This window comes from Arthrobacter sp. K41, from assembly GCF_059089645.1.
Genome location: NZ_JBNHEW010000001.1, coordinates 792,459 through 812,690 on the forward strand (window position 1 = coordinate 792,459; position 20,232 = coordinate 812,690).

The following is a 20,232-nucleotide window of genomic DNA, read 5'->3' on the forward strand; positions in this document are numbered from 1 at the left end:
TAGCCGTATTCAGAAGGTGCGCCGCGGGACGGCGCGGTCATACTGCGGCGCCCACTTGATGTCATGGCCCAGCTCGAATGCTGCGCGGAGCCACCAGTGCGGATCCCGAAGCGCTGCCCTGGCAATGAAGACGCCGTCGGCCTGTCCGGTCGCAACAGCATGTTCGGCCTGGCCGGCGGAGGTCAGAAGCCCTACGGTTCCGGTGGGCACTCCAGCGTCCCTGCGGATGGCGGCGGAGAATCCCGTCTGGTATCCGGGGCCAGCTTTGATCTGCTGATGGGCAACGGCACCGCCGCTGGAAACGTCAAGAAGGTCCACGCCGTGTTGCGCCGCCTCCTGGGCAAGCCGCACGGACGCGGCGAGATCCACTCCGCCGTCGGCCCAGTCACTGGCGGAGATCCTAAGGAGCAGGGGCATCGAGTCAGGAATTACAGCACGCACCGCGTCAATCACCGCAAGCACCAGGCGGTTCCGGCCCGCCTCATCACCACCCCAGGCGTCAGTCCGCGTGTTGATAAGCGGGCTTTGGAACTGGTGCAGAAGGTAACCGTGGGCCGCGTGGATTTCCACCGTATCGAAGCCTGCATCCACGGCCCGGACAGCAGCGTCGGCGAAGTCGCGGATCACGCCGGCGATTTGTTCCCCGCTCATCACGGCGGGTTCGGCATACCCGTCGAAGGCCGAGGACGAAGGCCCTACTGTGGTCCACCCGCCGTCAGATGCCGGGACGCTGCCGTGTTTGCCGGAGAATGGCCAATACGTGGAGGCCTTCCGGCCGGCATGGGCCAGTTGGACACCAATCTTCGCTTCTGCCGCCCCGTACCGATGCACAAAGGACGTAATCCGCTGCCAGGCCTCGGCCTGCGCGTCGTTGTAGAGGCCTGCATCGCGTGGACTGATCATGCCTTCATGGTTCACTGCGGCAGCCTCGGTGAGGGTGAGTGCCGCGCCGCCTGCGGCGAAGGAACCGAGGTGCATCAGGTGCCAGTCGTGCGGGACGCCGGGCGCGGCGTCGGCATCGCAGCTGTACTGGCACATGGGCGACACCCAGCCGCGGTGCTGGAGCTCAAGGGAGCGGAGCTTCAGCGGCTCAAACAAAGCGGACATCAGAACAGCACCCTCGCGAGCGCCTGGCGCGCCTTGGCCACACGCTCATCTGCCGCGCCCACCACATCGAACAGCTCAAGCAGGCGGAGGCGGGCAGTCTCGCGCTCCGGTCCAAAGTTTCTGCCGATGAAGCTGACCAGGCGGTTCAGCGCGTCCTCCACGTGCCCGCCCGCCACGTCCAGGTCGGCGACGGCGAGCTGTGCCTCCAGGTTGTCGGGCTCATTGGCTGCCCGGCCACGGAGCGCTTCACTGTCCTGGGCCGAGAGCGGCTGCAGGCGCTCCATCAGTTCCACCTGGGCCAGCCCCGCCTTCGCTTCGTGATCCGCCGGCATCTCGTTCAGGGCCTGGCGGTACGCTTCCGCCGCCGCCGCGTAATCACCGGCTTCAATGGCGTCAAAGGCTTTCTGGTGAAGCGGCGGCAGCGGGGCAGGCCCGGCTTCCTGCCCGGCCCCACCGCCCAGGCTGCCGGCCACCCCGTTGGCCGCTGCCACCTTCAGCAGCTCGTCAAAAAGGCCGCGGATCTGCTGTTCGTCGGCGCCGCCCTGGAAAAGCGGAACCGGCTGGCCCTTGAGCACCGCGACGGCGGTAGGCACAGCCTGCACCTGGAACGCCTGGGCCAGCTGCGGAAACGCTTCGATGTCGGCGGCTCCCAGGACCAGCCTGCCGCCATAGCTTTCCACCACGCGTTCCAGGACGTCCAGCATGGTTGCCGATTCGGGTGAGTAGGAGGCCCAGAGGGCGAAGACCACCGGTACCTGCGTGGACAACTCCACCAGTTGCTGGAAGTTGCCCTCGGTCACGTTGACCACCAGTTCGGGAGTGCCGGGAGCGGCGCCGGGATGAGCTCCCCCGGGCGCTTCCGGTCCAGCTGGCGGCGTGGCCGGGGCCGGTGCGGCCGGGCGCTGCTTCAGCGAGGAAAGGTCGACGGCGCCGCGCAGGTTAAGCAGGCTGGCAGCGGCAGGAGGGACTGGGCGGGAAGCTGGCGAACTCATGCTTTCCACTCTAGCCACTCCGGCCGCTGCCGGGGGTAATGGGCGTAAGGCGCCTACTTGAAGCTGGCCCCGACCAGGCCGCGGGTGGCAGCCACAAGGCGCATGGGGTCTGTGGAGCCTGCGGGGGGAACGTAAACAGCCATGGACTCGGCGAAGTTCAGGACCATGCCCGTGGTGGTTTCCTTGCCGCCGGCGAGTGCTGCGGCGTCGTCACCGATGGTCAGTTTGTCACCGGCAGCCTTGGGCGTTCCTTCGAAGCCGAAGTTGATCCGGCCCAGGACCAGGGCGCCACCGTCCGCCGTGCGGAACACAACGGTGTTTTCCGGAACCACCTTGTGCGTGAAGGTGAAGTTGCCGTTTTCGCCTGCCTTAACCACCTCTGCCTGGTAGGACAGCGTGTCTGCAATGTACGGCGAGGACTCCCCCTCCACCAGCTTGTCCTTGAAGGCGGACTCAGCGGAGGTGAGGCGGTCGGCAAGGCCGGACATAGCTTCTTCTCCGCTGTACAGGAGCCCGGTCTTGTCACCGGCGGCCAGCGTTTCCGTGCCATCACGGTTGATGGTGGGGAAGGTGGTGCCGGGCTGCAGCGGATTTGTTTCCACCAGCTTGTAGTTTTCGCGGGCAGATGACTGGACGAGCGTCAGCAGCTGCGGGACCACGTTGCCCTCGCCCTGGGTTACGGCGAGCACCGACCGGGGCCAGTCACGGTTGCTTGTGACCACCGTGGTAAGAAGCTTGGTGGAGCGAACAGGCATCCGTGCCTCGTAGGATCCCACCTGTGAGCGGATCTTGTAGTTCTGCGTCCGGACTTCAAGCTCAGTCCCGCCAACGCGGTCTGCAAGTTTCGCTGCATCCTTTGCTGCGTCGCCGGCGTCCGCTGCGCTGGAGACCTGCTCCAGGATGCGGCGGAACTGGGCATCAAGCAGCACCGGCGAGCCGGACTGCTCCTGCGCCGGGGAGGACGCTGACGACTCAGGAGAAGGCTCAGGCGAAGGCGAGGTGGCGTTCGCTGCCACACCGGTTCCGGCAACTACAGCCGCGGCAACCACGCCGGCAGCAGCCATGCTTACCCGCGAGGACGAGCGCGCTTCTGTCCTGGCGCGGGCGCGCTGGGCAAACCCGCTGCCCTCTCCGTCACGGTCGCCGTTGCGCTTGCGGACCGAGAGCAGGGCGAGGACGATTCCGCCCAGGATCAGGAGCGAGCCCAGCACCATCAGGGGAATGGCCCAAGGGGTGGAGGTATCGTTCGGGAACGTCATGGAGATTGAGGCCGGAGCAGGCTGGGTCCCGTCCGAAGCCAGCAGGAGGGTCCAGTCGCCGTCCGCCGGCGGGGTCCAGGAGTACTCCAGTTCCCCGCTTGCGTTCTCGGTGGAAACCCAGAGGTCTGATCCTGCGGGGTTAGGCGCGGTGGCTTCGCCGTCGGCGTGTTCAACCTGGAGTGACTTACCGTCCTCGGATACCCCTGTGACGGTGTTGTGCGCAGTCTGGCCTACCCAGGCGTCCACGTCATCGGGACGCGCTGACGCCAGCAGGAAGTTGCCATCACCCTCGATGTTGATCCTGACGGTGCCGCCATGCAGGGTGCGCAGGTTCTGGTCGATCACCGTCAGCGGAGCCGCGCCGGCATCAGCGGGCGCGGTAGCCGTGAAAGTCTCGGACGGGGCCCAGATGGTTTTCTGGCCGATGCCGGCCAGCAGTGTCAGGAGGCCGAGCAGCACGAGTGCGGCTGCAGTCTTTAAACGCAAGGGAACACCTATCATCAGCGGGGTTTACGTTCAATAGTAACGGTTTCGTTACCACGGGCCCGGCGCCGGTGCCTGAAACGCTGCTTCTGGTTCATTGGGGACGGGCGCTCCGCAGGTGTTGACAAGGCTGCTGATAGTGTTTGCGATGATCATCACACCGGCCCGCGCAAGCAGGGCCCATGCATCGGACAGGCCCTAATTCCCAGTGACTGACAAGACGGACGAGTCCTCCCCGGCACACGAGAATCCGGCGGGTGCCGAGCCTTCGGCAGGCGCTCCGGAGGTCCCGGCGCCGGTGCGCCGAAGGGGCGCTGCCGCCGCGGCCCTCGGTGTGGTGGTACACCGCCTTCGCCAGCCGCTGCCCGGGGCGCAGCCAAGGCTCCGTTTTGAAATGCCGCCCGAGTACTTCCACCAGGACCAGGCCGATGGCGAGCCCGGCCAGGTGGAGCCCCAGTTCGGTGCTCCAGGCCCGCGGATGTCGCCGCAGCATCCCCTCTATATGGGTTTTATGGGCACCGTAGGCGTGGGGCTGGCACTGCTTGTCTACTGGATCGGCTCAAACACCACTCAGCTGCTGCTGTGGATCGTGGCGGCGCTGTTTATCGCCCTCGGCCTGGAGCCGGTGGTCAGCTGGCTGGAGAGCCGGAAGATCCCCCGCCCGGCTGGAATCCTGGTGTCCGTCACGGTGCTGGTGAGTGCCGTCGTCGGATTTTTCGCCACCCTGATCCCCACGATCGTGGAGCAGGTGACGGAGATTGTCCAGCAGGCACCCGTGTGGGTGCGGGACTTTATCGATTCCGATTTTTTCCGCAGCCTCGATGACCAGTTCGGTGTCCGGGAACGGATAACGGAGGAGCTGGACAAGTTCGTCAACGACCCCGCTGCGGTGGGCGGGATTTTCGGCGGGGTAGTGACGTTCGGGTCAACGGTGGCCAACGGTCTGTTCGGCACGTTGATTGTGCTGGTCCTGAGCCTGTATTTCCTGGCGGCCCTGCCGGCCATGAAGAAGTGGGGTTACCGGCTGGCACCCCGCTCCCGCCGCGCGCGGGTGGAGGCATTGTCAGAGGAGATCACCCGTTCGGTGGGCAATTACGTTATCGGGCAGGCGTGCGTGGCCCTGCTCAATGCGACATTTGCCTTCATCGTGATGTCCATCGTGGGGATCCCCTTCGCGCTCCTGCTGGCGTTCGTGGTTGCCCTGCTGGCGTTTATCCCGCTGGTGGGCGGGCTGATTGCGGGCGTTCTGGTAGTCCTCATCGCGCTGACAGAAGGCTGGCAAAGCGCCGCCGCCTACGGCATCTGCTACTTTGCCTACCTGCAGTTCGAGGCCTACTTCATCTCCCCGCGCATCATGCAGAAGGCAGTGGCGGTGCCGGGTGCGGTGGCCGTTATCTCTGTCATTGCCGGCGGCAGCCTGCTGGGTGTGCTCGGCGCCCTGATAGCCATTCCGACGGCGGCAGCCGTCCTGTTGCTGATCCGCGAAATCTACATCGTGCGCCAGGATAAGCACTGACGCCCCGGCACCGCAGCGTCAGCAACGGAATCCCTGCACCTAGGCCGGGGCGCTGGCAGCCGGGCCGTCCCATTCCTGCGGCAGGCCGGTGCCGCCACTGCCGGAGGCAGTAACTTCTTCTACTATTTCGTTCAGCACGCGGGCTGCGTACTTCTCCCCCACCCACAGGTGTTTGGCGCCCTTGACCCCCACAACGCGCGCCTGGGGCACCAGGCTGAAGCGGCCGGCGGCGGCATCAGGCTGCAGATAATCATCATGCTCAGGCACCAGCACCTTGAGCGGTTTTCCGGACTGTGCCCACTCCAGCAGGTGCGCGTCCTGCGCCCGGTGCAGCGGCGGGGACAGCAGCACAGCACCCTCAATCTGTGAAGCAACCGGCTCTGCAGCCCCGTACATCAGGGCCAGTTCGGTGCCAAAGGACCAGCCCACAAGCCACCGGTTGGGCAGGCCCCGTTCGACGGCGAAGCGGACGGCGGCCTCCACGTCATGCCGCTCGCCGATACCTTCCTCGAAGGCACCGGTGCTGGTGCCCCGCGGGGACTCAGTGCCGCGGGTGTTGAACCGCAGCACCGCGATGCCGGCCAACGCGGGCAGCCGGTAGGAGGCCTTGCGGTAGACGTGTGAGTCCATGAACCCGCCGTGGGTGGGCAGCGGGTGAAGGGTGATGAGCGTGGCCTTGACCGGTCCGGACTCCGGCAGCGCCAGTTCACCCACCAGGGTGTGGCCGTCCGCCGTCTCAAGCTCCACGTTTTCGCGCCTGGCCGGCAGGACTGTTGAAGCACGGATGGGTGTGGGACCGGTGGACTGGCTGAATTCATACGACGCCGGATCAAAAGTCATGCCTGCCAGCTTAGCGACAGCAGCGCCCCGGACCTTACCGGTAGCGGTAGCTGCGGGTCATCCAGCAGTTGGTGTGCCAGTGGCGGCGTTCCGCCAACCCCGCAGCAGCACCAAAAAGGTGGTCATCCTTCCAGACCACAAGGTGGGCAACTCCAGGCAGGACCGCGGTGGAACACTCGGGGCAGATATACGTCTTCTCAGCGTTCCTGGCCGTCATCGTGCGGACCATCCACTCGCCGTCGGGAGCGCTCTCCCGCCGCGCGATGCCGGCCCGGGCACGTTCCAGGTCCAGTTCCGGGACCTGGCTGCTTCCCTTCTTTCCGCCCGCCCTGCCTGCAGCGGCACCTGGTTTCCCGGACACGGGGCGGCGGGGTCGGTTGGAACGCGGCATGCATCCATTCTGCCCCAGCCGGTAGTCTGTACGGCGTGCAACTTGTCATAGCCCGATGCTCCGTTGATTACGTTGGCCGGCTCAAAGCCCATCTCCCCCTTGCCACCCGGCTGCTGCTGGTCAAGGCTGACGGCTCTGTCCTGGTCCACTCGGACGGCGGCTCCTACAAGCCCCTGAACTGGATGAGCCCGCCGGCAACGCTCCGCGTCTCTTCCCCCGAAGACGTGGACCTGGAACTGGGTGTCATAGAACAGTGGACCGTACAGTCGGCCAAGACCGACGACCGGCTGATTATCAACATCCACGAAAAACTCAGTGATTCCTCCCATGACCTCGGAGTGGATCCCGGCTTGATCAAGGACGGCGTGGAGGCGGATCTGCAGCGGTTGCTTGCGGAACAGATCGAAACTCTTGGCGAGGGCTACTCCCTGATCCGCCGCGAGTACTTTACGGCTATCGGGCCGGTGGACATCCTGGCGCGCGACTCGGGTGGCGGCACCGTGGCCATTGAGCTCAAACGGCGGGGTGACATCGACGGCGTGGAGCAGCTTACCCGGTATCTTGAGCTGCTCAACCGCGATCCGTTGCTCGCCCCGGTCCGCGGGATTTTCGCAGCACAGCAAATCAAGCCGCAGGCGAAGGTCCTCGCGAACGACCGCGGCATTGACTGCGTCACCCTGGATTACGACGCCATGCGTGGCGTGGACGACAGCGAGTCGAGGCTCTTTTAGCGGCCGCTTTACCGCCGCCTGCCGTGTGCCTCATTTGCGTCCTGTCAGTTACCGAGAGGTCTTTTTACCTTCTTTTCACCCAAATTTTGTTTGTTTTCCTGCCCAAACCGTTGACCTCCGCTGGGCAGCGTGAAATTCTTATCTCAGTCTTTGTGTAGGTGTTTTTCATGCTCGCAAGACATGTTGCGAGTGCGAAGCTCCTGCAGCGCCGGTTCCTTTTGCGGACGGGCAATCCAGGATTCTTCTCACGGAGTGACCAAGGCCGGTACGAGGTGTGCCGATCTTAAACAAGTTCCATACTGAGGAGAAATAAATGGCACAGGGAACCGTCAAGTGGTTCAACGCTGAAAAGGGCTTCGGCTTCATCACCCCGGATGACTCCGATGGTGATGTCTTCGTGCACTACTCGGAGATCCAGACCGGTGGCTTCAAGACCCTCGACGAGAACCAGCGTGTTCAGTTCGAGATCGGTCAGGGCGCCAAGGGCCCCCAGGCTACCGGCGTAACACTGGTCTAGTCCCGCCGTCCGGCCGCTAAGGGCAGCCGGCAGCGAAAAATGATCCCCGGCAATTGTGCCGGGGATCATTTTGTTGATTACCGGGATGGTTGGTGCTGCCTCATAGGTTAACCCTGTTAAGTGGCGACCCGCTTTGTTGGTGGTAACAGGATGAGTTCACTTCACCAATTTGCGCACCAGGCGCGCACCCTGCGGAAGGGAAAGCCCCGGGAGGTAGGCACGCGTTAATGCGCGGCCAATAGCGGGTAAGTGCAGCGGGTCCTGATAATACAGGTAAAGGGCGCGGTACTCCGGTTTGAACCTTGATTTGAATGCTGCCAGGGACCGGAATCCGTAAACCGGTTCCAACGCGTGTCCAACCAGATCGAGAATCCGGACCAGATTATCAGCGCCGCTTTCCGCGGCTGGATCATCCGCTGTTCCAGGGATGCTCGCCAGCGGCGAACCCGAGAGGGAAATGACCTCCACCGAACCGCGCAGCTCGAGCACCGCGGAGGCGATAAGGAATTCCATCACCCCCGGAAATCCCCCGCTTCCCCGGCGCATGACGTCAAGGGTCCGGCTGACCAGCCTCCCGCCATCGTAAACCGGCAACCAGCTGGTGACCCCGTGGACCGTGCCGTCCTCGTCAACGGCAAGGCAGCACAGGACCTCCGGGTCATCAAGTTCATCAATGCCGCCAAGGGTGAAACCCATCTCCGGGACGGTCTTTCCGGCCGCCCACTCCTCCGAGACCTCACTCAGCCGGGAGCGAAGCGCTGCAGGCAACGACTCATAGGACCCCCAGACAGCTTTCACTCCCAGCTTTGCCGCGCGGTTCAGCGCCGTCCGGACGTTCTGCCATTCCTTGCCTTTGAATTCGAGTTCCCGGACCGCCAGCCGCGTCTCCTGGGCCACGGCGACCCGCGAAAAACCGCGCTCCTGGAGCATGGGCCAGAAAGCATCGTCGCAGGAGTAAAGCGCGGGGACCAGCGCCTGACGGCTGCAGTGGGCCAAAAACCCCGCCGTGACGTCCTTCTGCCACTGCCGCGGACCAAAGGCTCCGCCCAGTGTGAGGGCCACGCTGCCGTGCCGCTGGAAAGCCACCGCACCGTGGCCGTCAGGGCTGAACCAGTACTGGTTGGGTTCCCAGAGCGCCATCCAGGACAGTGGTCCCCCGCCCTGATGAAGCAGGTTCCGTGCCCTGATGCGGTCCTGCCGCCCGGAGTCGTTCCCATGGTGTCCGCCCAGCAGTGCCCACCACACCGCGGCCAGCGCCACCACCCAGAACACCGGACCGGAGTAAGCGAAAAGGACGGCCTCCACGCTGTTCCGGTCAGCGAAAACCCGGTGGTAATGCTGCGGGATGGGAACCGGGACATACTGCCGGGCGAGCTCGGCGAACAATCCCAGCAGCCCGCCGTCGCGCGTTAGACCGCCGGCCCAGAACCAGGCGGCCGCATAGGTACTGGCAAGGAGAAGCCACGTTCCGCCCACCACCAGGGCCAGCTTCCGGCGGGCGGAGGGAAGGGTCTGGACGCGGAACTGCCGCCGGTTGACCCACAGGAGTAACGACAGCAGCAGGGGCACCCCCACCAGCGGCAGCACGTGGGCAAAGGCGGAACCCATAGGCGGGGCGGAAGGCCCGTGAAGACGGGATGGAACCAGGGCGAACAGCGCCAGGTAGACGGCCGCCAGCCCGGTCACGGCCAGCTGGATGGCGAGCGCCATATTCAGGGCAAGCCGCCGGCCGCGGCGCATGCCGTCCGCGCAGATCAGCAGCAGGACCACCGGAACTACTGCCAGCGCAAGGCCGAAGGGTCCGGCGAAACCTGCCCTGCCGGCTTCAATGCATTCTGCTTCCACTGTGGCGCCGCAGTTGAAGGCGAGCTGGCTGAGGGTGGGCATAGGGTTCAGCACGACGTCACGCAGGAGCGCCAGCGGTCCGGTGGGAGCCCGCGCAATCCCTGTGAGGATAGGGCCCACTGCGAAGACGGCAACGGTCAGTGCCAGGAGGTTACGGGTTTCCCGGCCGGTGGAGCGGTGCCGGTGCAGGTGGCCGTGGTCGCCCTGGATCCACCAGCCGGCCAGGAGCCCCAGGACGGCGCCAAGCAGCCCGATCACCGTTTCTGCATGCCCCACGTAGAGCACCAGCAGGAGCGAGATGGACAGCACGCCGGTGCGCAGCCGGCGCTGCCAGAGGACGGGGAGCCTTCCGCTCGCCGCGAGTGCCGCCGTCAGGACTGCCGGGTAGGGCCCGATCAGGATGTCATCAGCCATCCGGTCGAGCCATCCGTCGCCCACGTAGCCGGCCAGCTGGGTGAGCAGCAGGAACAGCGTCACAGCGGCGAACTGGCCGCCAAAAAAGATTATGGCCGCCGCCGGCGTACCCATCCGCCGTTCTGCAAGCCCCAGCAGGAGCAGGATCATCAGGCACGCGGCCACATAGGCCATCGGGTTGGTGGCGAAAAAGAGGCTGGTGAACAAGGACCACCAGTTGCCCGCGCGCAGCCCCGGCCCGCTCACTCCCGCCACGTCCAGCAACTGTTCCGGGGGCCCGGCCAGGTAGCTTCCGGTCACGGCGCCGGTGGTGAGGAACACCGCAAGCACGGCCACGGAGAACGGCATGGATTTCAGTGCGGCGATGCCCCGGTCCCGGGCAGGGCGTCCCACTGTTGCCCACGCCAGTGACGCTGTGCGGGCCTGCTGTCCCGAACTCACTGCTGCAGTCCCCACCTCTCGGCCAGGAACTCCAATGCATCGGCTATCCGCCTGGACGATGTATCCCAGGAGTGTCCGGTGTTTTCCACCTCGTGGGCCCGGACCGTGAAGCCAGCGTCCCGGGCGGCGGCAGCCACAGTACGGAGGTACGTCACGAATTCGGGGTCGTTCTGTCCAGCGGTCAAATACACGGCGCTAGTCTCGAAGCGGCGCTCTTTCATGATGGCAAGGGGCGTCTGCCGTTCAAACGCAGCCGGATCACCCGGAAAGGCGGCGTCTATGGTCTTTTGCCGCTCCTTGGCGATGGCCGGCTCCGCTTCGCCTGAGAAGGACAGCACGGACGGAAACAGTTCAGGGTGCCGGGTTCCCATTTGCAGGGCGCAGGTGCCGCCGAAGGAAAATCCGCCGATGGCCCAGTGCTCGTGGTTGGTGTCCACCGCCAGGGTGGAACTGATCCAGTCCGGCACATCCCGCGAGAGGTACGTATCAGCCTTGGCAATGCGGCTGTCCATGCACATGGTGTTGGCGGACTGGGACCCGTTCGGGTCGGGCACTACAACCACGGGGGCGACGCCGCCGTGGGACTCAGCGAAGGAGTCCATGTGCGCCTGCAGGGTACCTCCGGTGAGCCAATCGGCGGGGCCACCCGGCTGCCCTGCAACCAGGACGAGCACCGGAAGGGCGGGACGGTTTGCGGTGGAATAGGCGGGGGGCAGGTAGATGTAGGCTTCGCGCGGACTCATACCGGAGAGGGTGCCGGGGATGGCGGACTTGCGCAGCACTCCCCCCTCGGGCAGTTCACCCTGGGGTGCCCACGTGTGGAGGGGAACGCCGTCGGCCTCGCCGGACTGGCGCATCAGCCCAGGTTCGAGGGCAGGGATCCTGGCCACCGCAGTGCCGAACAAATCGCTCACCGTGCGGTGGAGGCCGTAGTAGGCGTTGATTTGGACGGATGCAAGGGCCGCCACCAGGAGCACTGCCGCCAGGCCTGTGGCACGGCGGCGCCAGCTGCTCCGTGGCAGCCGCAGCAGAAAGAGGATCACGGCGGCGACACCGGGCACCACCCAGAGCAGGACCGGATCCGGTATGTTGTCCGGGAACACGGAGAAGACGTTGATAAGGGCCCAGTGAACGCCGGCCACCAGCGCGAAGGCAACAGCAGCGGCGGCGATGGCACGAAGGATCCACCGCTTCGCAGGCAGGCGGGACGGCCGTGCCAAAAGATATGCCGCGCCAGCCAGTCCCAGGATGAGGGACACCCAATATACCGGGCCCTCGGTGAGCCTGAGGTCGAAGAACCAGTCCACGCCGGCTAGCGCCAGGTGCCCACGCCGATGACCGGTCCGGCCTCCAGCCAGGACGACAGGCCTGCGTAGGCGTCGAACTTCATGGCAAGGCGAAGGTCCTGCCCTTCGTACCGCAATTCGACAATGACGACGTCGGGCTGGACCTTGACGGCCTCGGCTTCCGTGGGCTTGCGGCGGCCCAGCAGTTCAAGCGAATGACGCTTGAACTTATGCTTGGGGCGGACACTCAACGAGAGCAGCCTGAACCACTCGAGGTCGTTGTCCTGATAACGACAAACCCCCATCTGCCAGCTGTTTCCAGCCATGCAAATGGAGGCGTCCACCGTGCCGAGGGCACGCCGCAGGTTGAAGCGGCGCACCCCCGAAAGGCACAGTGCGAATATCAGCAGTCCAAACACGACTGCCATGGCGATGAACGAAAAACCAGGGGCGTCCATCAAGGTGGTGCTAGCGGATCCCAGCGGTAGCCGAGCCGCCCAGGTGGGCGTTGTCGGCAACAATAACCACGCGGTTGTTGTCAACGGAGAAGAATCCGCCGTCCACATCTACGGCAATACGGTCACCGGACACCGGCTGAATGGCCAGTTCACCTTCGGCCAGGATCGCCAGCAGGGGCGAGTGGCCGGGCAGGATTCCGATTTCACCATCGCTGGTGCGGGCCTTGACCATCCTGGCCGCTCCGGACCACACGAAGTGGTCCGCTGCGACAATCTCAACCTCAAGCTCAGCCATATTACTTGGTCTGTTCCTGGATCTTGGCCCACTGGCGCTCAACGTCATCGAGGCCGCCGACGTTGAAGAACGCCTGCTCCGCGATGTGGTCCAGCTCGCCGTCGCAGATGGCCGTGAAGCCCTCAACGGTGTCCTTGATGGAAACCGTGGAGCCTTCAACACCGGTGAACTGCTTGGCCGTGTAGGTGTTCTGCGAGAGGAACTGCTGGATGCGGCGTGCACGCGACACGACGATCTTGTCCTCTTCGGAGAGTTCGTCGACACCGAGGATGGCGATGATGTCCTGGAGTTCCTTGTTCTTCTGCAGGATCTGCTTCACCCGGACAGCCGTGGTGTAGTGGTCCTTGCCGATGTACTGGGGATCCAGGATGCGGGAGGTCGACGTCAGCGGGTCAACGGCCGGGTACAGACCACGGGAAGCGATTTCACGGGAGAGTTCCGTGGTCGCGTCGAGGTGTGCGAAGGTCGTGGCCGGAGCCGGGTCGGTGTAGTCATCTGCGGGAACGTAGATGGCCTGCATCGAGGTGATGGAGTGGCCCTTGGTGGAGGTGATGCGCTCCTGCAGGAGGCCCATCTCATCTGCCAGGTTGGGCTGGTAGCCCACAGCCGAAGGCATGCGGCCGAGGAGGGTGGAAACCTCGGAACCCGCCTGGGTGAACCGGAAGATGTTGTCGATGAAAAGCAGCACGTCCTGGTTCTGCACATCGCGGAAGTACTCCGCCATGGTCAGGGCGGATAGGGCTACGCGCAGGCGCGTTCCCGGCGGCTCATCCATCTGGCCGAACACAAGGGCGGTGTCCTTGAGGACGCCTGCCTCTTCCATTTCGACCCAGAGGTCGTTGCCCTCACGCGTACGCTCGCCAACACCGGCGAATACCGAGGTACCACCGAAGTTACGGGCAACACGGGTGATCATTTCCTGGATCAGAACGGTCTTGCCCACGCCGGCGCCGCCGAACAGGCCAATTTTTCCACCCTTGATGTAGGGGGTGAGAAGGTCGATGACCTTGATGCCCGTTTCGAGCATCTCGGTGGAACCTTCAAGCGAGGCGAAGCTCGGAGCCTTGCGGTGGATAGGCCAGCGTTCGCTGATCTGCAGTTCCGACTCGGCGACGTCCAGGGGCTGGCCCAGGACATTGAAGATGTGGCCCTTGACGCCGTCGCCAACCGGAACGGAAATCGGGGCACCGCTGTCCACCACGGACGTGCCGCGGACAAGTCCGTCGGTGGCCTGGAGGGAGATGGCGCGCACGAGGTTGTCGCCCAAGTGCTGGGAGGTCTCGAACGTGATGGTTTTGGTGACACCGTTGAGGGTGATCTCGGTAGTCAGGGCGTTGTAGATGGACGGGATTGCGTCAGCCGGGAATTCGACGTCGACAACCGGGCCGATTACGCGCGCAATACGGCCGGTGGCACCGGACGTTGCGGCTACGTGTTCGGTAGCAGTGGCAGTCATCTCTCTCACTTCACTCAGTAGATGGCGTGGATTTAAGTTTATCTGTGGTGGTGCAGGTCCAGCTGAACGCGGGGCCGTGCAGGCTAGGACGCGAGGGCGTCGGCGCCGGCAACGATCTCGGACAGCTCCTGCGTAATTTCAGCCTGGCGGGCCGTGTTGCGCAGACGCGTGTACTTCTTGATGAGGTCCGTGGCGTTGTCGCCTGCGGACTTCATGGCACGCTGTCGGGCAGCGAGCTCCGAGGCTGCTGCCTGCAGCATGGCCGCGAAGATGCGTGACTCGATGTAGCGCGGCAGCAGAGCGTCAAGAACACGCTCGGTTTCCGGCTCGAACTCGTACAGCGGCAACAGGTCCGTTTCTGAAGCCGCCTGCTCTTCCACAACTTCCAGGGGAAGCAGGCGGATGACAGTTGGCTCCTGGGTGACCATGGACTTGAAGCGGGTGTACACCACGTGGATTTCATCCACGCCGCCCTCTTCGTAGTCGGTTGCGAAATCGGCCAGCAGTGCTTCGCCGACTTCGCGCGCGGTAGTGAACTCGGGTGCGTCGGTGCCTCCGGTCCAGACCCGTGAGTATTCACGGTTCCGGAACTCAAAGTAGGCCTGCGCCTTGCGTCCGACGAGGTACGTCTTGACTTCCTTGCCTTCAGCGTGGAGCAGCTCGTTGAGACCCTCCACCTGCTTCAGCACGCTTGCCGAGTAGGAACCAGCCAGGCCACGGTCCGAGGTGATTACCAGGACGGCGGCGCGGCGGATCTGCTCCGGCTCGGTGGTCAGCGGGTGGTCGATTTCGCTTTGGCTGGCGACAGCAGAAACGGCGCGCGTGATCGCGTTCGCGTAAGGCAGTGAAGCTGCTACGCGCGCACGGGCCTTGCCGATGCGCGAGGTAGCGATCAGTTCCATCGCCTTGAAGATCTTGCGCATCGACGTGGTCGAGCTGATCTTCTGGCGGTAGACCCGAATCTGGGCTCCCATACTTATCCTTTCCTAACATTCCGTAGACCGGGTGTGCCGGACCCTGGAGGTCCGGCACACCCGGCCAGTGGAATTAGCGCTTCTGCTTGACGATTTTTTCCTGGTCGACATCGCCCTCGGAGATAGCGCTGTGCTCCTCGTGGCCGGCGCCTACCAAGTGGTTGTCACCCTCGCCGAAGAAGCCCTTTTTGAAGGCCACGATGGCGGACTTCAGCGCTGCCGCGGTGTCATCGTCCAGCACGTTGGTCTGCGCCAGCGTGGTGAGGATGGAGGACTTGTGAGTGAGGTGCTCCAGGAACTCCGACTCGAAGCGGTTGATGTCCTCAACCGGAACGTCGTCGAGGTAGCCGTTGGTGCCTGCCCAGATGGAGACGACCTGGTTCTCGACCGGGAACGGCGAGTACTGGCCCTGCTTGAGCAGTTCCATCAGGCGGGCGCCACGGGTGAGCTGCTGGCGTGAAGCGGCGTCCAGGTCCGAGGCGAACATGGCGAAGGCCTGCATGTCGCGGTACTGGGCGAGGTCCAGCTTCAACGTACCGGAGACCTTCTTCATGGACTTCACCTGTGCGGCGCCGCCCACGCGTGACACGGACACACCAACGTCAACAGCAGGACGCTGGTTGGCGTTGAAGAGGTCCGACTGCAGGAAGATCTGGCCGTCGGTGATGGAGATGACGTTGGTCGGGATGTAGGCCGAAACGTCGTTCGCCTTGGTCTCGATCAACGGCAGGCCGGTCATGGACCCTGCGCCCAGCTCATCGGAGAGCTTTGCACAACGCTCCAGCAGGCGGGAGTGCAAGTAGAACACGTCACCCGGGTAGGCTTCGCGTCCCGGCGGACGGCGGAGCAGCAGCGACACTGCACGGTAGGCCTCAGCCTGCTTGGACAGGTCATCGAACACGATGAGGACGTGCTTGCCGCCGTACATCCAGTGCTGGCCGATGGCCGAGCCGGCGTACGGTGCAAGGTACTTGAAGCCTGCGGGGTCCGAAGCGGGAGAGGCCACGATGGTGGTGTACTCCAGTGCGCCGTTGTCCTCGAGGGTCTGACGGATGGCGGCAATGGTTGACGCCTTCTGGCCGATTGCCACGTAGATGCAGCGGACCTGCTTGGTCACATCGCCCGAAGCCCAGTTGGCCTTCTGGTTGATGATGGTGTCAATCGCAATGGCGGACTTGCCGGTCTGGCGGTCACCAATGATGAGCTGGCGCTGGCCGCGGCCGATCGGAATCATGGCGTCGATGGCCTTGAGTCCGGTCTGCATCGGCTCGTGCACCGACTTGCGCTGCGTTACGCCGGGAGCCTGGAGCTCCAGTGCGCGGGTGGTCTCGGCCTTGATCTCGCCGAGGTCGTCGATGGGCACGCCCAGCGGATCGACCACGCGGCCGAGGAAGGCGTCGCCCACGGGTACGGACAGAACCTGTCCGGTGCGGTGGACTTCCTGGCCTTCTTCGATGCCGGTGAAGTCGCCGAGGATGATGACGCCGATTTCGCGGACGTCAAGGTTCTGGGCGAGGCCCAGGGTGCCGTCCTCGAAGCGCAGCAGCTCGTTCGCCATGACCGAGGGAAGGCCCTCAACACGGGCGATGCCGTCACTAGCGGTGGTTACGCGGCCGACCTCTACGCGCTCTGCGTTTCCGGGTTCGTAGGACGCCGCGAACTCGTTCAGCGCATTACGGACGTCGTCGGCGTTGATGGTCAATTCGGCCATCTGCAGTCCCTGCTCTCCTGTTTTTGTGATCACCGTTGCGATGACCGGGGTTTCTATCAGTTTTGTTGTGCTTGTCCGGCTAGCCGGCCAGCTGGCGTTGCAGCTCGCCAAGGCGGGTGAGAACCGAAGCATCGAGCACTTCGTCACCGACCTGGACGCGGATGCCGCCAATGAGTGACGGATCAACGTTGACGTTGACCTTCAGTTCCCGCCCGTACATTGCATTCAGGCCCGCCTGGAGGCGGGCAAGCTGCATCGGTGTCAGGGGGCGGGTCACGCTGACCGTTGCAATCCAGCGCTGCTGCCGCTTGGCCGCCAGTTCGGCGAACCGTTCCACCAGCCGGGTGGGCTTGATGCCGCGGGGCTGGGTAACTGCCTGCGTGATGAGGACCTTTGCTTCCTCACTCACACCGGGAACCAGCTTCTCGGCGAGGGCAGCCTTGGCTGCAGCGCTGGCCTGTGGTTCGGACAGAGCACGTTGTACCTCGTGGTTGGAGGCAACGGCCTGGTTGAAGGAGAACAGATCGTTCTCCAGCTCTTCCAGGCCAGAGATTCCGGAGGCAGAAACGGCCGACTTGTTTTCAGCAACGGAAATAACCACCGTTGCGGCAAGAGTCTCGAGTGCATCGCCGATATCCCGGGCAGTTGCCCAGCGTGAGCCGGCCAGTCCGCCCGCGATCTCTGCAGCATCAGCGGAGACTTTCCCGCCAACCAGCTGCCTGACCAGCGCCGACTTTTCGTCACCGTTGCGGGACGGGTCAGTCAGGGCGCGGCGCAAGCCAGCCGAGCTGTCCACCATTCCCAGAATTCCGAAGAGTTCCTTTGCCAGCTGCAGTGACGCCGTCGGAAGCTTGGCTTCCAACATGGCCAGCCCTGTTGCCAGCGATTCGCTCGATACGCCTGCCATTACTTAGCTGCACCTGCGTTCTGGGTCTCCAGATCTGCCAGGAAGCGGTCCACTACCCGTGCTGCACGCTGGTCGTCGTTCAGCGATTCGCCAACGATGCGGCCGGCCAGGGTAGTGGCCAAAGTGCCCACCTCCGAACGCAGGGACACAACGGCCGCCTGGCGCTCGGATTCGATCTGGGTGTGGGCCTGGGCCGTAATGCGGGCAGACTCTGCTGCTGCCTTTTCCTTGAGATCCGCGAGGATCTGGGCACCTTCGGCCCGGGCTTCCTCACGGATGCGGTTGGCTTCGGCGCGGGCGTCGGTCAGCTGCTGCTTGTACTCTTCGAGTGCAGCAGACGCCTCAGCCTGGGCCTTTTCAGCCTTTGCAATGCCGCCTTCGATAGCCTCGGCACGCTCGGCGAAGGTCTTCTCGAACATCGGGACAACGAACTTGACCACGATGAACATGAGGATGGCAAAGCCCACCAGGGTAACGCCCATTTCCCAGAGGTTGGGCATCAGGGGGTTAACTTCGCCCTCAGTGGCGGCTGAGATGATCAGCTGATTCATATTTCACCCGTCCTTTTCTACTCGGTTCTGTAAGTTCGCTTCGTTCTAAGGACTAGAGAACGAAGGCGAAGACCAGGCCGAGGATGGCGAGGGCTTCGGTAAGCGCAAGGCCGAGGAACGCGATCGGCTGCAGGACACGCTGTGCTTCCGGCTGGCGGGCGACGCCGTTGATGTAGGCAGCGAATACGAGACCAACACCGATACCACCGCCGATTGCGGACAGACCGTAACCTACGAGGTTGAGATTGCCTTCCATTTTTCTTCCTTTCAAGATGCCACCCATGTGGCAGGTTGTTTGGGTTGCTATCATCCCCGCGAGGGGAAGCTTAAGGGTGCCTAGTGGCTGTCGGCGTGAAGCGCGCCTTCAATGTAGATCGCGGTCAGCAGGGTAAAGACGTAGGCCTGCAGGACCATGATCAGGGCTTCAAGCATGTACATGGCGATGGCGCCGGCGAGAACCAGTACGGAGGTCCCCTTGAGCAGGAGGTTCTCCTGCATGATGAGGTACTCGATGCCGGATCCGGCGATCATCACGATGAGGTGTCCTGCGAGCATGGTCGCGAACAGACGGAGGCTGTGCGTGACGGGCCGGACCAGGAAGTTGGAGATGATCTCGATCGGGATCACGATCGGAAGGATGAACCAGGGAACACCGGAAGGCACGGTGGCCAGCTTGAAGTAGCGGAGTCCGTTCTTCTTCACGCCGATGGCGATCCAGGTGAAGTAGACAAGGCCGGCCAGTACGTAGGCGCCGCCCACGTGCGAGAACGTGGGGAGCTGGAACAGCGGAATGGCACCGTAGATGTTGTTCACCAGGATGAAGAAGAACAGGCTGAACAACAGCGGGACGTACTTAATGAAGTCCCTGCCGCCGATGATGTCCTTGGCGATTCCATTGCGGACGAAGCCGTAGGCGGCCTCGCCGGCGAACTGGAGCTTGCCGGGTACCAGCTGCTGCTTGCGTGCGGCGAGCACGAAGAAGACGGAGATAAAGACAACAGAGAGGAGGACCAGCAGCATCTGCTTGGAGAATCCTTCTGCGGCACCCCACGGCAGGATTGCCGGCAAATGCATTTCGTTAATTCCAGGAGGAGTAAACTCTCCTGAATCTTGGGCCGGGAGCGCAAGCGCGATCAACGCGTTTCCTCTCTGCAGTGTCCATCATTGGGCGTTGGGCGGGGACCGGCAGACGAAAGGCCTGCTGTTCCCCCTGTGAAATTATTTGGCATTAGTGTCGCCGTCCTGGGACGGCCCGCTGGCAGCATGGCGCTCTCCAGCAATTTTTCGAGAACTGGTAAGGCCATGCATGTGGGAAAGGTGCAAACCTCCGACGGCTCCAAGCAGAGCGCCTGCGAGCACAATCCAGCGCGTTCCCCACACGTAATCCAGACCCCACCCTATCAAACTCCAGACGATGATTCCGCCAATGATGTAGCTGAATACGGCCATGCCGGCGTTGTATCCGCCGCTGGTTCCGTCGCGTGATACACCGGGGGCAGAGCCGTCCGATTTGCCCGTGCCGTTGGATGCTTCGTTGGGGTTCCTGGGATCACGCATCGCGGGTTTCCTTGGTTTCTGGATCGTTGTAGATCTGGAGGCGGGCTTTGCTGAAACCGTAAAGTTCGGCAGCCTGCCAAAGTACGACGGCGGTGACGGCACCGGCAACGAACCAGCGGCCATGCAGCCACTGCGGAGCCCCGATGACGAACAGGACCGCCGCGAATCCAACCACCTTCACGAAGTAGGTGGCGACGAACATGCCGATGGCCCCGGATGGATTGTTGCGCCCCATGAAGTGGCCCACCAGCAGGCTGATCCCGAAAAACACCATCACAAGCAGGCCGCCCAGAGTACTGGACACGGCGCCGCTTCCGCCGTCGAGGATTGCTGCAGGGACTGCGCACAGGGCGAGTCCGGCCGCAGCAGCTGCGGAACTTCGTCCCAGGAGGTTCAGCCACAGGGACGTTGTGGGGCTGGATGCGCCAACGTTTCCGTTGCCGGAGGCAGGTCCGGACTCGGCGTTGGAGGTCATTTGATCCCAATCGTCGGCAGCATCAG

21 protein-coding genes are annotated in these 20,232 nt (G+C 63.8%); 3 read left to right on the forward strand and 18 right to left on the reverse strand.

The window, feature by feature from the left end; genetic code table 11:
* Positions 1-9: 9 nt before the first annotated feature.
* Genes AC5RTE_RS03760 through AC5RTE_RS03770 form a run of 3 tightly spaced genes read right to left on the reverse strand, consistent with a single transcriptional unit; the run spans position 10 to position 3,859 of the window.
* Positions 10-1,107, reverse strand: a complete 1,098-nt coding sequence (locus tag AC5RTE_RS03760) for an NADH:flavin oxidoreductase/NADH oxidase (protein WP_494040033.1) — start codon at positions 1,105-1,107, stop codon at positions 10-12.
* Entirely contained in the window at positions 1,107-2,099 is a 993-nt protein-coding gene (locus AC5RTE_RS03765; RefSeq protein ID WP_494040034.1) for a co-chaperone YbbN, read from the reverse strand. The genes AC5RTE_RS03760 and AC5RTE_RS03765 overlap by 1 nt, the downstream gene beginning before the upstream one ends.
* A gap of 53 nt (positions 2,100-2,152) precedes the next feature.
* A complete protein-coding gene (locus AC5RTE_RS03770; RefSeq protein WP_494040035.1) occupies positions 2,153-3,859 on the reverse strand; it encodes a DUF8094 domain-containing protein in 1,707 nt (568 codons plus the stop codon).
* A gap of 190 nt (positions 3,860-4,049) precedes the next feature.
* Here AC5RTE_RS03770 and AC5RTE_RS03775 point away from each other — a divergent pair, with 190 nt between their 5' ends.
* Positions 4,050-5,357 (forward strand): AI-2E family transporter, encoded by a 1,308-nt coding sequence (locus AC5RTE_RS03775; protein WP_494040036.1) that lies wholly within the window; start codon positions 4,050-4,052, stop codon positions 5,355-5,357.
* Between the two features lie 39 nt (positions 5,358-5,396).
* On the opposite strand, the gene AC5RTE_RS03780 is transcribed toward AC5RTE_RS03775, so the two are convergent.
* Complete coding sequence (locus AC5RTE_RS03780) at positions 5,397-6,197, reverse strand: alpha/beta hydrolase (RefSeq protein ID WP_494040037.1); 801 nt, start codon at positions 6,195-6,197, stop codon at positions 5,397-5,399.
* A gap of 34 nt (positions 6,198-6,231) precedes the next feature.
* Positions 6,232-6,588: an Rv1322 family protein gene (locus tag AC5RTE_RS03785; RefSeq protein ID WP_494040038.1), complete on the reverse strand. Its 357-nt coding sequence runs from the start codon at positions 6,586-6,588 to the stop codon at positions 6,232-6,234.
* Positions 6,589-6,623: 35 nt separating this feature from the next.
* Here AC5RTE_RS03785 and nucS point away from each other — a divergent pair, with 35 nt between their 5' ends.
* Both nucS and AC5RTE_RS03795 read left to right on the forward strand, forming a co-directional pair.
* Positions 6,624-7,319 (forward strand): endonuclease NucS, encoded by a 696-nt coding sequence (nucS, locus tag AC5RTE_RS03790; RefSeq protein ID WP_494040039.1) that lies wholly within the window; start codon positions 6,624-6,626, stop codon positions 7,317-7,319.
* 313 nt (positions 7,320-7,632) lie between these two features.
* Entirely contained in the window at positions 7,633-7,836 is a 204-nt protein-coding gene (locus AC5RTE_RS03795) for a cold-shock protein (protein ID WP_011692441.1), read from the forward strand.
* A gap of 156 nt (positions 7,837-7,992) precedes the next feature.
* Here AC5RTE_RS03795 and AC5RTE_RS03800 read toward each other — a convergent pair whose 3' ends face one another.
* From AC5RTE_RS03800 to AC5RTE_RS03860, 13 genes are all read right to left on the reverse strand, one after another.
* Positions 7,993-10,536 carry a bifunctional lysylphosphatidylglycerol flippase/synthetase MprF gene (locus AC5RTE_RS03800; RefSeq protein ID WP_494040040.1) on the reverse strand — a complete coding sequence of 848 codons (2,544 nt, stop codon included), beginning with the start codon at positions 10,534-10,536 and terminating at the stop codon, positions 7,993-7,995.
* Positions 10,533-11,843 carry an alpha/beta hydrolase gene (locus tag AC5RTE_RS03805; protein WP_494040041.1) on the reverse strand — a complete coding sequence of 437 codons (1,311 nt, stop codon included), beginning with the start codon at positions 11,841-11,843 and terminating at the stop codon, positions 10,533-10,535. The genes AC5RTE_RS03800 and AC5RTE_RS03805 overlap by 4 nt, the downstream gene beginning before the upstream one ends.
* Before the next feature lie 5 nt (positions 11,844-11,848).
* Entirely contained in the window at positions 11,849-12,280 is a 432-nt protein-coding gene (locus tag AC5RTE_RS03810) for a DUF2550 domain-containing protein (protein WP_494040042.1), read from the reverse strand.
* Positions 12,281-12,290: 10 nt separating this feature from the next.
* The gene (locus tag AC5RTE_RS03815; RefSeq protein ID WP_494040043.1) at positions 12,291-12,575 is read right to left on the reverse strand and encodes a F0F1 ATP synthase subunit epsilon; all 285 of its coding nucleotides are present in this window, start codon (positions 12,573-12,575) and stop codon (positions 12,291-12,293) included.
* Position 12,576: 1 nt separating this feature from the next.
* Positions 12,577-14,031, reverse strand: a complete 1,455-nt coding sequence (atpD, locus tag AC5RTE_RS03820; RefSeq protein WP_494040044.1) for a F0F1 ATP synthase subunit beta — start codon at positions 14,029-14,031, stop codon at positions 12,577-12,579.
* Between the two features lie 83 nt (positions 14,032-14,114).
* Entirely contained in the window at positions 14,115-15,005 is an 891-nt protein-coding gene (locus AC5RTE_RS03825) for a F0F1 ATP synthase subunit gamma (protein WP_494040045.1), read from the reverse strand.
* Between the two features lie 73 nt (positions 15,006-15,078).
* Positions 15,079-16,716, reverse strand: coding sequence for a F0F1 ATP synthase subunit alpha (atpA, locus tag AC5RTE_RS03830; RefSeq protein WP_494040046.1), 1,638 nt, complete (start codon positions 16,714-16,716; stop codon positions 15,079-15,081).
* Positions 16,717-16,795: 79 nt separating this feature from the next.
* Positions 16,796-17,623: a F0F1 ATP synthase subunit delta gene (locus AC5RTE_RS03835; protein WP_494040047.1), complete on the reverse strand. Its 828-nt coding sequence runs from the start codon at positions 17,621-17,623 to the stop codon at positions 16,796-16,798.
* Positions 17,623-18,174, reverse strand: a complete 552-nt coding sequence (locus AC5RTE_RS03840; protein ID WP_494040048.1) for a F0F1 ATP synthase subunit B — start codon at positions 18,172-18,174, stop codon at positions 17,623-17,625. The genes AC5RTE_RS03835 and AC5RTE_RS03840 overlap by 1 nt, the downstream gene beginning before the upstream one ends.
* A gap of 52 nt (positions 18,175-18,226) precedes the next feature.
* On the reverse strand, positions 18,227-18,430 hold the full coding sequence (atpE, locus tag AC5RTE_RS03845; protein WP_009356484.1) for an ATP synthase F0 subunit C: 204 nt from the start codon (positions 18,428-18,430) through the stop codon (positions 18,227-18,229).
* An 80-nt stretch (positions 18,431-18,510) separates the two neighbouring features.
* On the reverse strand, positions 18,511-19,311 hold the full coding sequence (gene atpB / locus AC5RTE_RS03850) for a F0F1 ATP synthase subunit A (protein ID WP_494040049.1): 801 nt from the start codon (positions 19,309-19,311) through the stop codon (positions 18,511-18,513).
* A gap of 81 nt (positions 19,312-19,392) precedes the next feature.
* The gene (locus tag AC5RTE_RS03855) at positions 19,393-19,731 is read right to left on the reverse strand and encodes an AtpZ/AtpI family protein (RefSeq protein WP_494040050.1); all 339 of its coding nucleotides are present in this window, start codon (positions 19,729-19,731) and stop codon (positions 19,393-19,395) included.
* Complete coding sequence (locus AC5RTE_RS03860) at positions 19,724-20,206, reverse strand: Cg1360 family ATP-synthase-associated protein (RefSeq protein ID WP_494040154.1); 483 nt, start codon at positions 20,204-20,206, stop codon at positions 19,724-19,726. Before AC5RTE_RS03860 ends, AC5RTE_RS03855 begins: the two co-directional genes overlap by 8 nt.
* Between the last annotated feature and the right edge of the window lie 26 nt (positions 20,207-20,232).

Coding starts and splice junctions, on each gene's coding strand:
- AC5RTE_RS03760 (WP_494040033.1), bottom strand. CDS start 1,107: ATGTCCGCTTTGTTTGAGCCGCTGAAGCTCCGCTCCCTTGAGCTCCAG.
- AC5RTE_RS03765 (WP_494040034.1), bottom strand. CDS start 2,099: ATGAGTTCGCCAGCTTCCCGCCCAGTCCCTCCTGCCGCTGCCAGCCTG.
- AC5RTE_RS03770 (WP_494040035.1), bottom strand. CDS start 3,859: ATGATAGGTGTTCCCTTGCGTTTAAAGACTGCAGCCGCACTCGTGCTG.
- AC5RTE_RS03780 (WP_494040037.1), bottom strand. CDS start 6,197: ATGACTTTTGATCCGGCGTCGTATGAATTCAGCCAGTCCACCGGTCCC.
- AC5RTE_RS03785 (WP_494040038.1), bottom strand. CDS start 6,588: ATGCCGCGTTCCAACCGACCCCGCCGCCCCGTGTCCGGGAAACCAGGT.
- AC5RTE_RS03795 (WP_011692441.1), top strand. CDS start 7,633: ATGGCACAGGGAACCGTCAAGTGGTTCAACGCTGAAAAGGGCTTCGGC.
- AC5RTE_RS03810 (WP_494040042.1), bottom strand. CDS start 12,280: ATGGACGCCCCTGGTTTTTCGTTCATCGCCATGGCAGTCGTGTTTGGA.
- AC5RTE_RS03815 (WP_494040043.1), bottom strand. CDS start 12,575: ATGGCTGAGCTTGAGGTTGAGATTGTCGCAGCGGACCACTTCGTGTGG.
- atpD (WP_494040044.1), bottom strand. CDS start 14,031: ATGACTGCCACTGCTACCGAACACGTAGCCGCAACGTCCGGTGCCACC.
- AC5RTE_RS03825 (WP_494040045.1), bottom strand. CDS start 15,005: ATGGGAGCCCAGATTCGGGTCTACCGCCAGAAGATCAGCTCGACCACG.
- atpA (WP_494040046.1), bottom strand. CDS start 16,716: ATGGCCGAATTGACCATCAACGCCGACGACGTCCGTAATGCGCTGAAC.
- AC5RTE_RS03835 (WP_494040047.1), bottom strand. CDS start 17,623: ATGGCAGGCGTATCGAGCGAATCGCTGGCAACAGGGCTGGCCATGTTG.
- AC5RTE_RS03840 (WP_494040048.1), bottom strand. CDS start 18,174: ATGAATCAGCTGATCATCTCAGCCGCCACTGAGGGCGAAGTTAACCCC.
- atpE (WP_009356484.1), bottom strand. CDS start 18,430: ATGGAAGGCAATCTCAACCTCGTAGGTTACGGTCTGTCCGCAATCGGC.
- AC5RTE_RS03855 (WP_494040050.1), bottom strand. CDS start 19,731: ATGCGTGATCCCAGGAACCCCAACGAAGCATCCAACGGCACGGGCAAA.
- AC5RTE_RS03860 (WP_494040154.1), bottom strand. CDS start 20,206: ATGACCTCCAACGCCGAGTCCGGACCTGCCTCCGGCAACGGAAACGTT.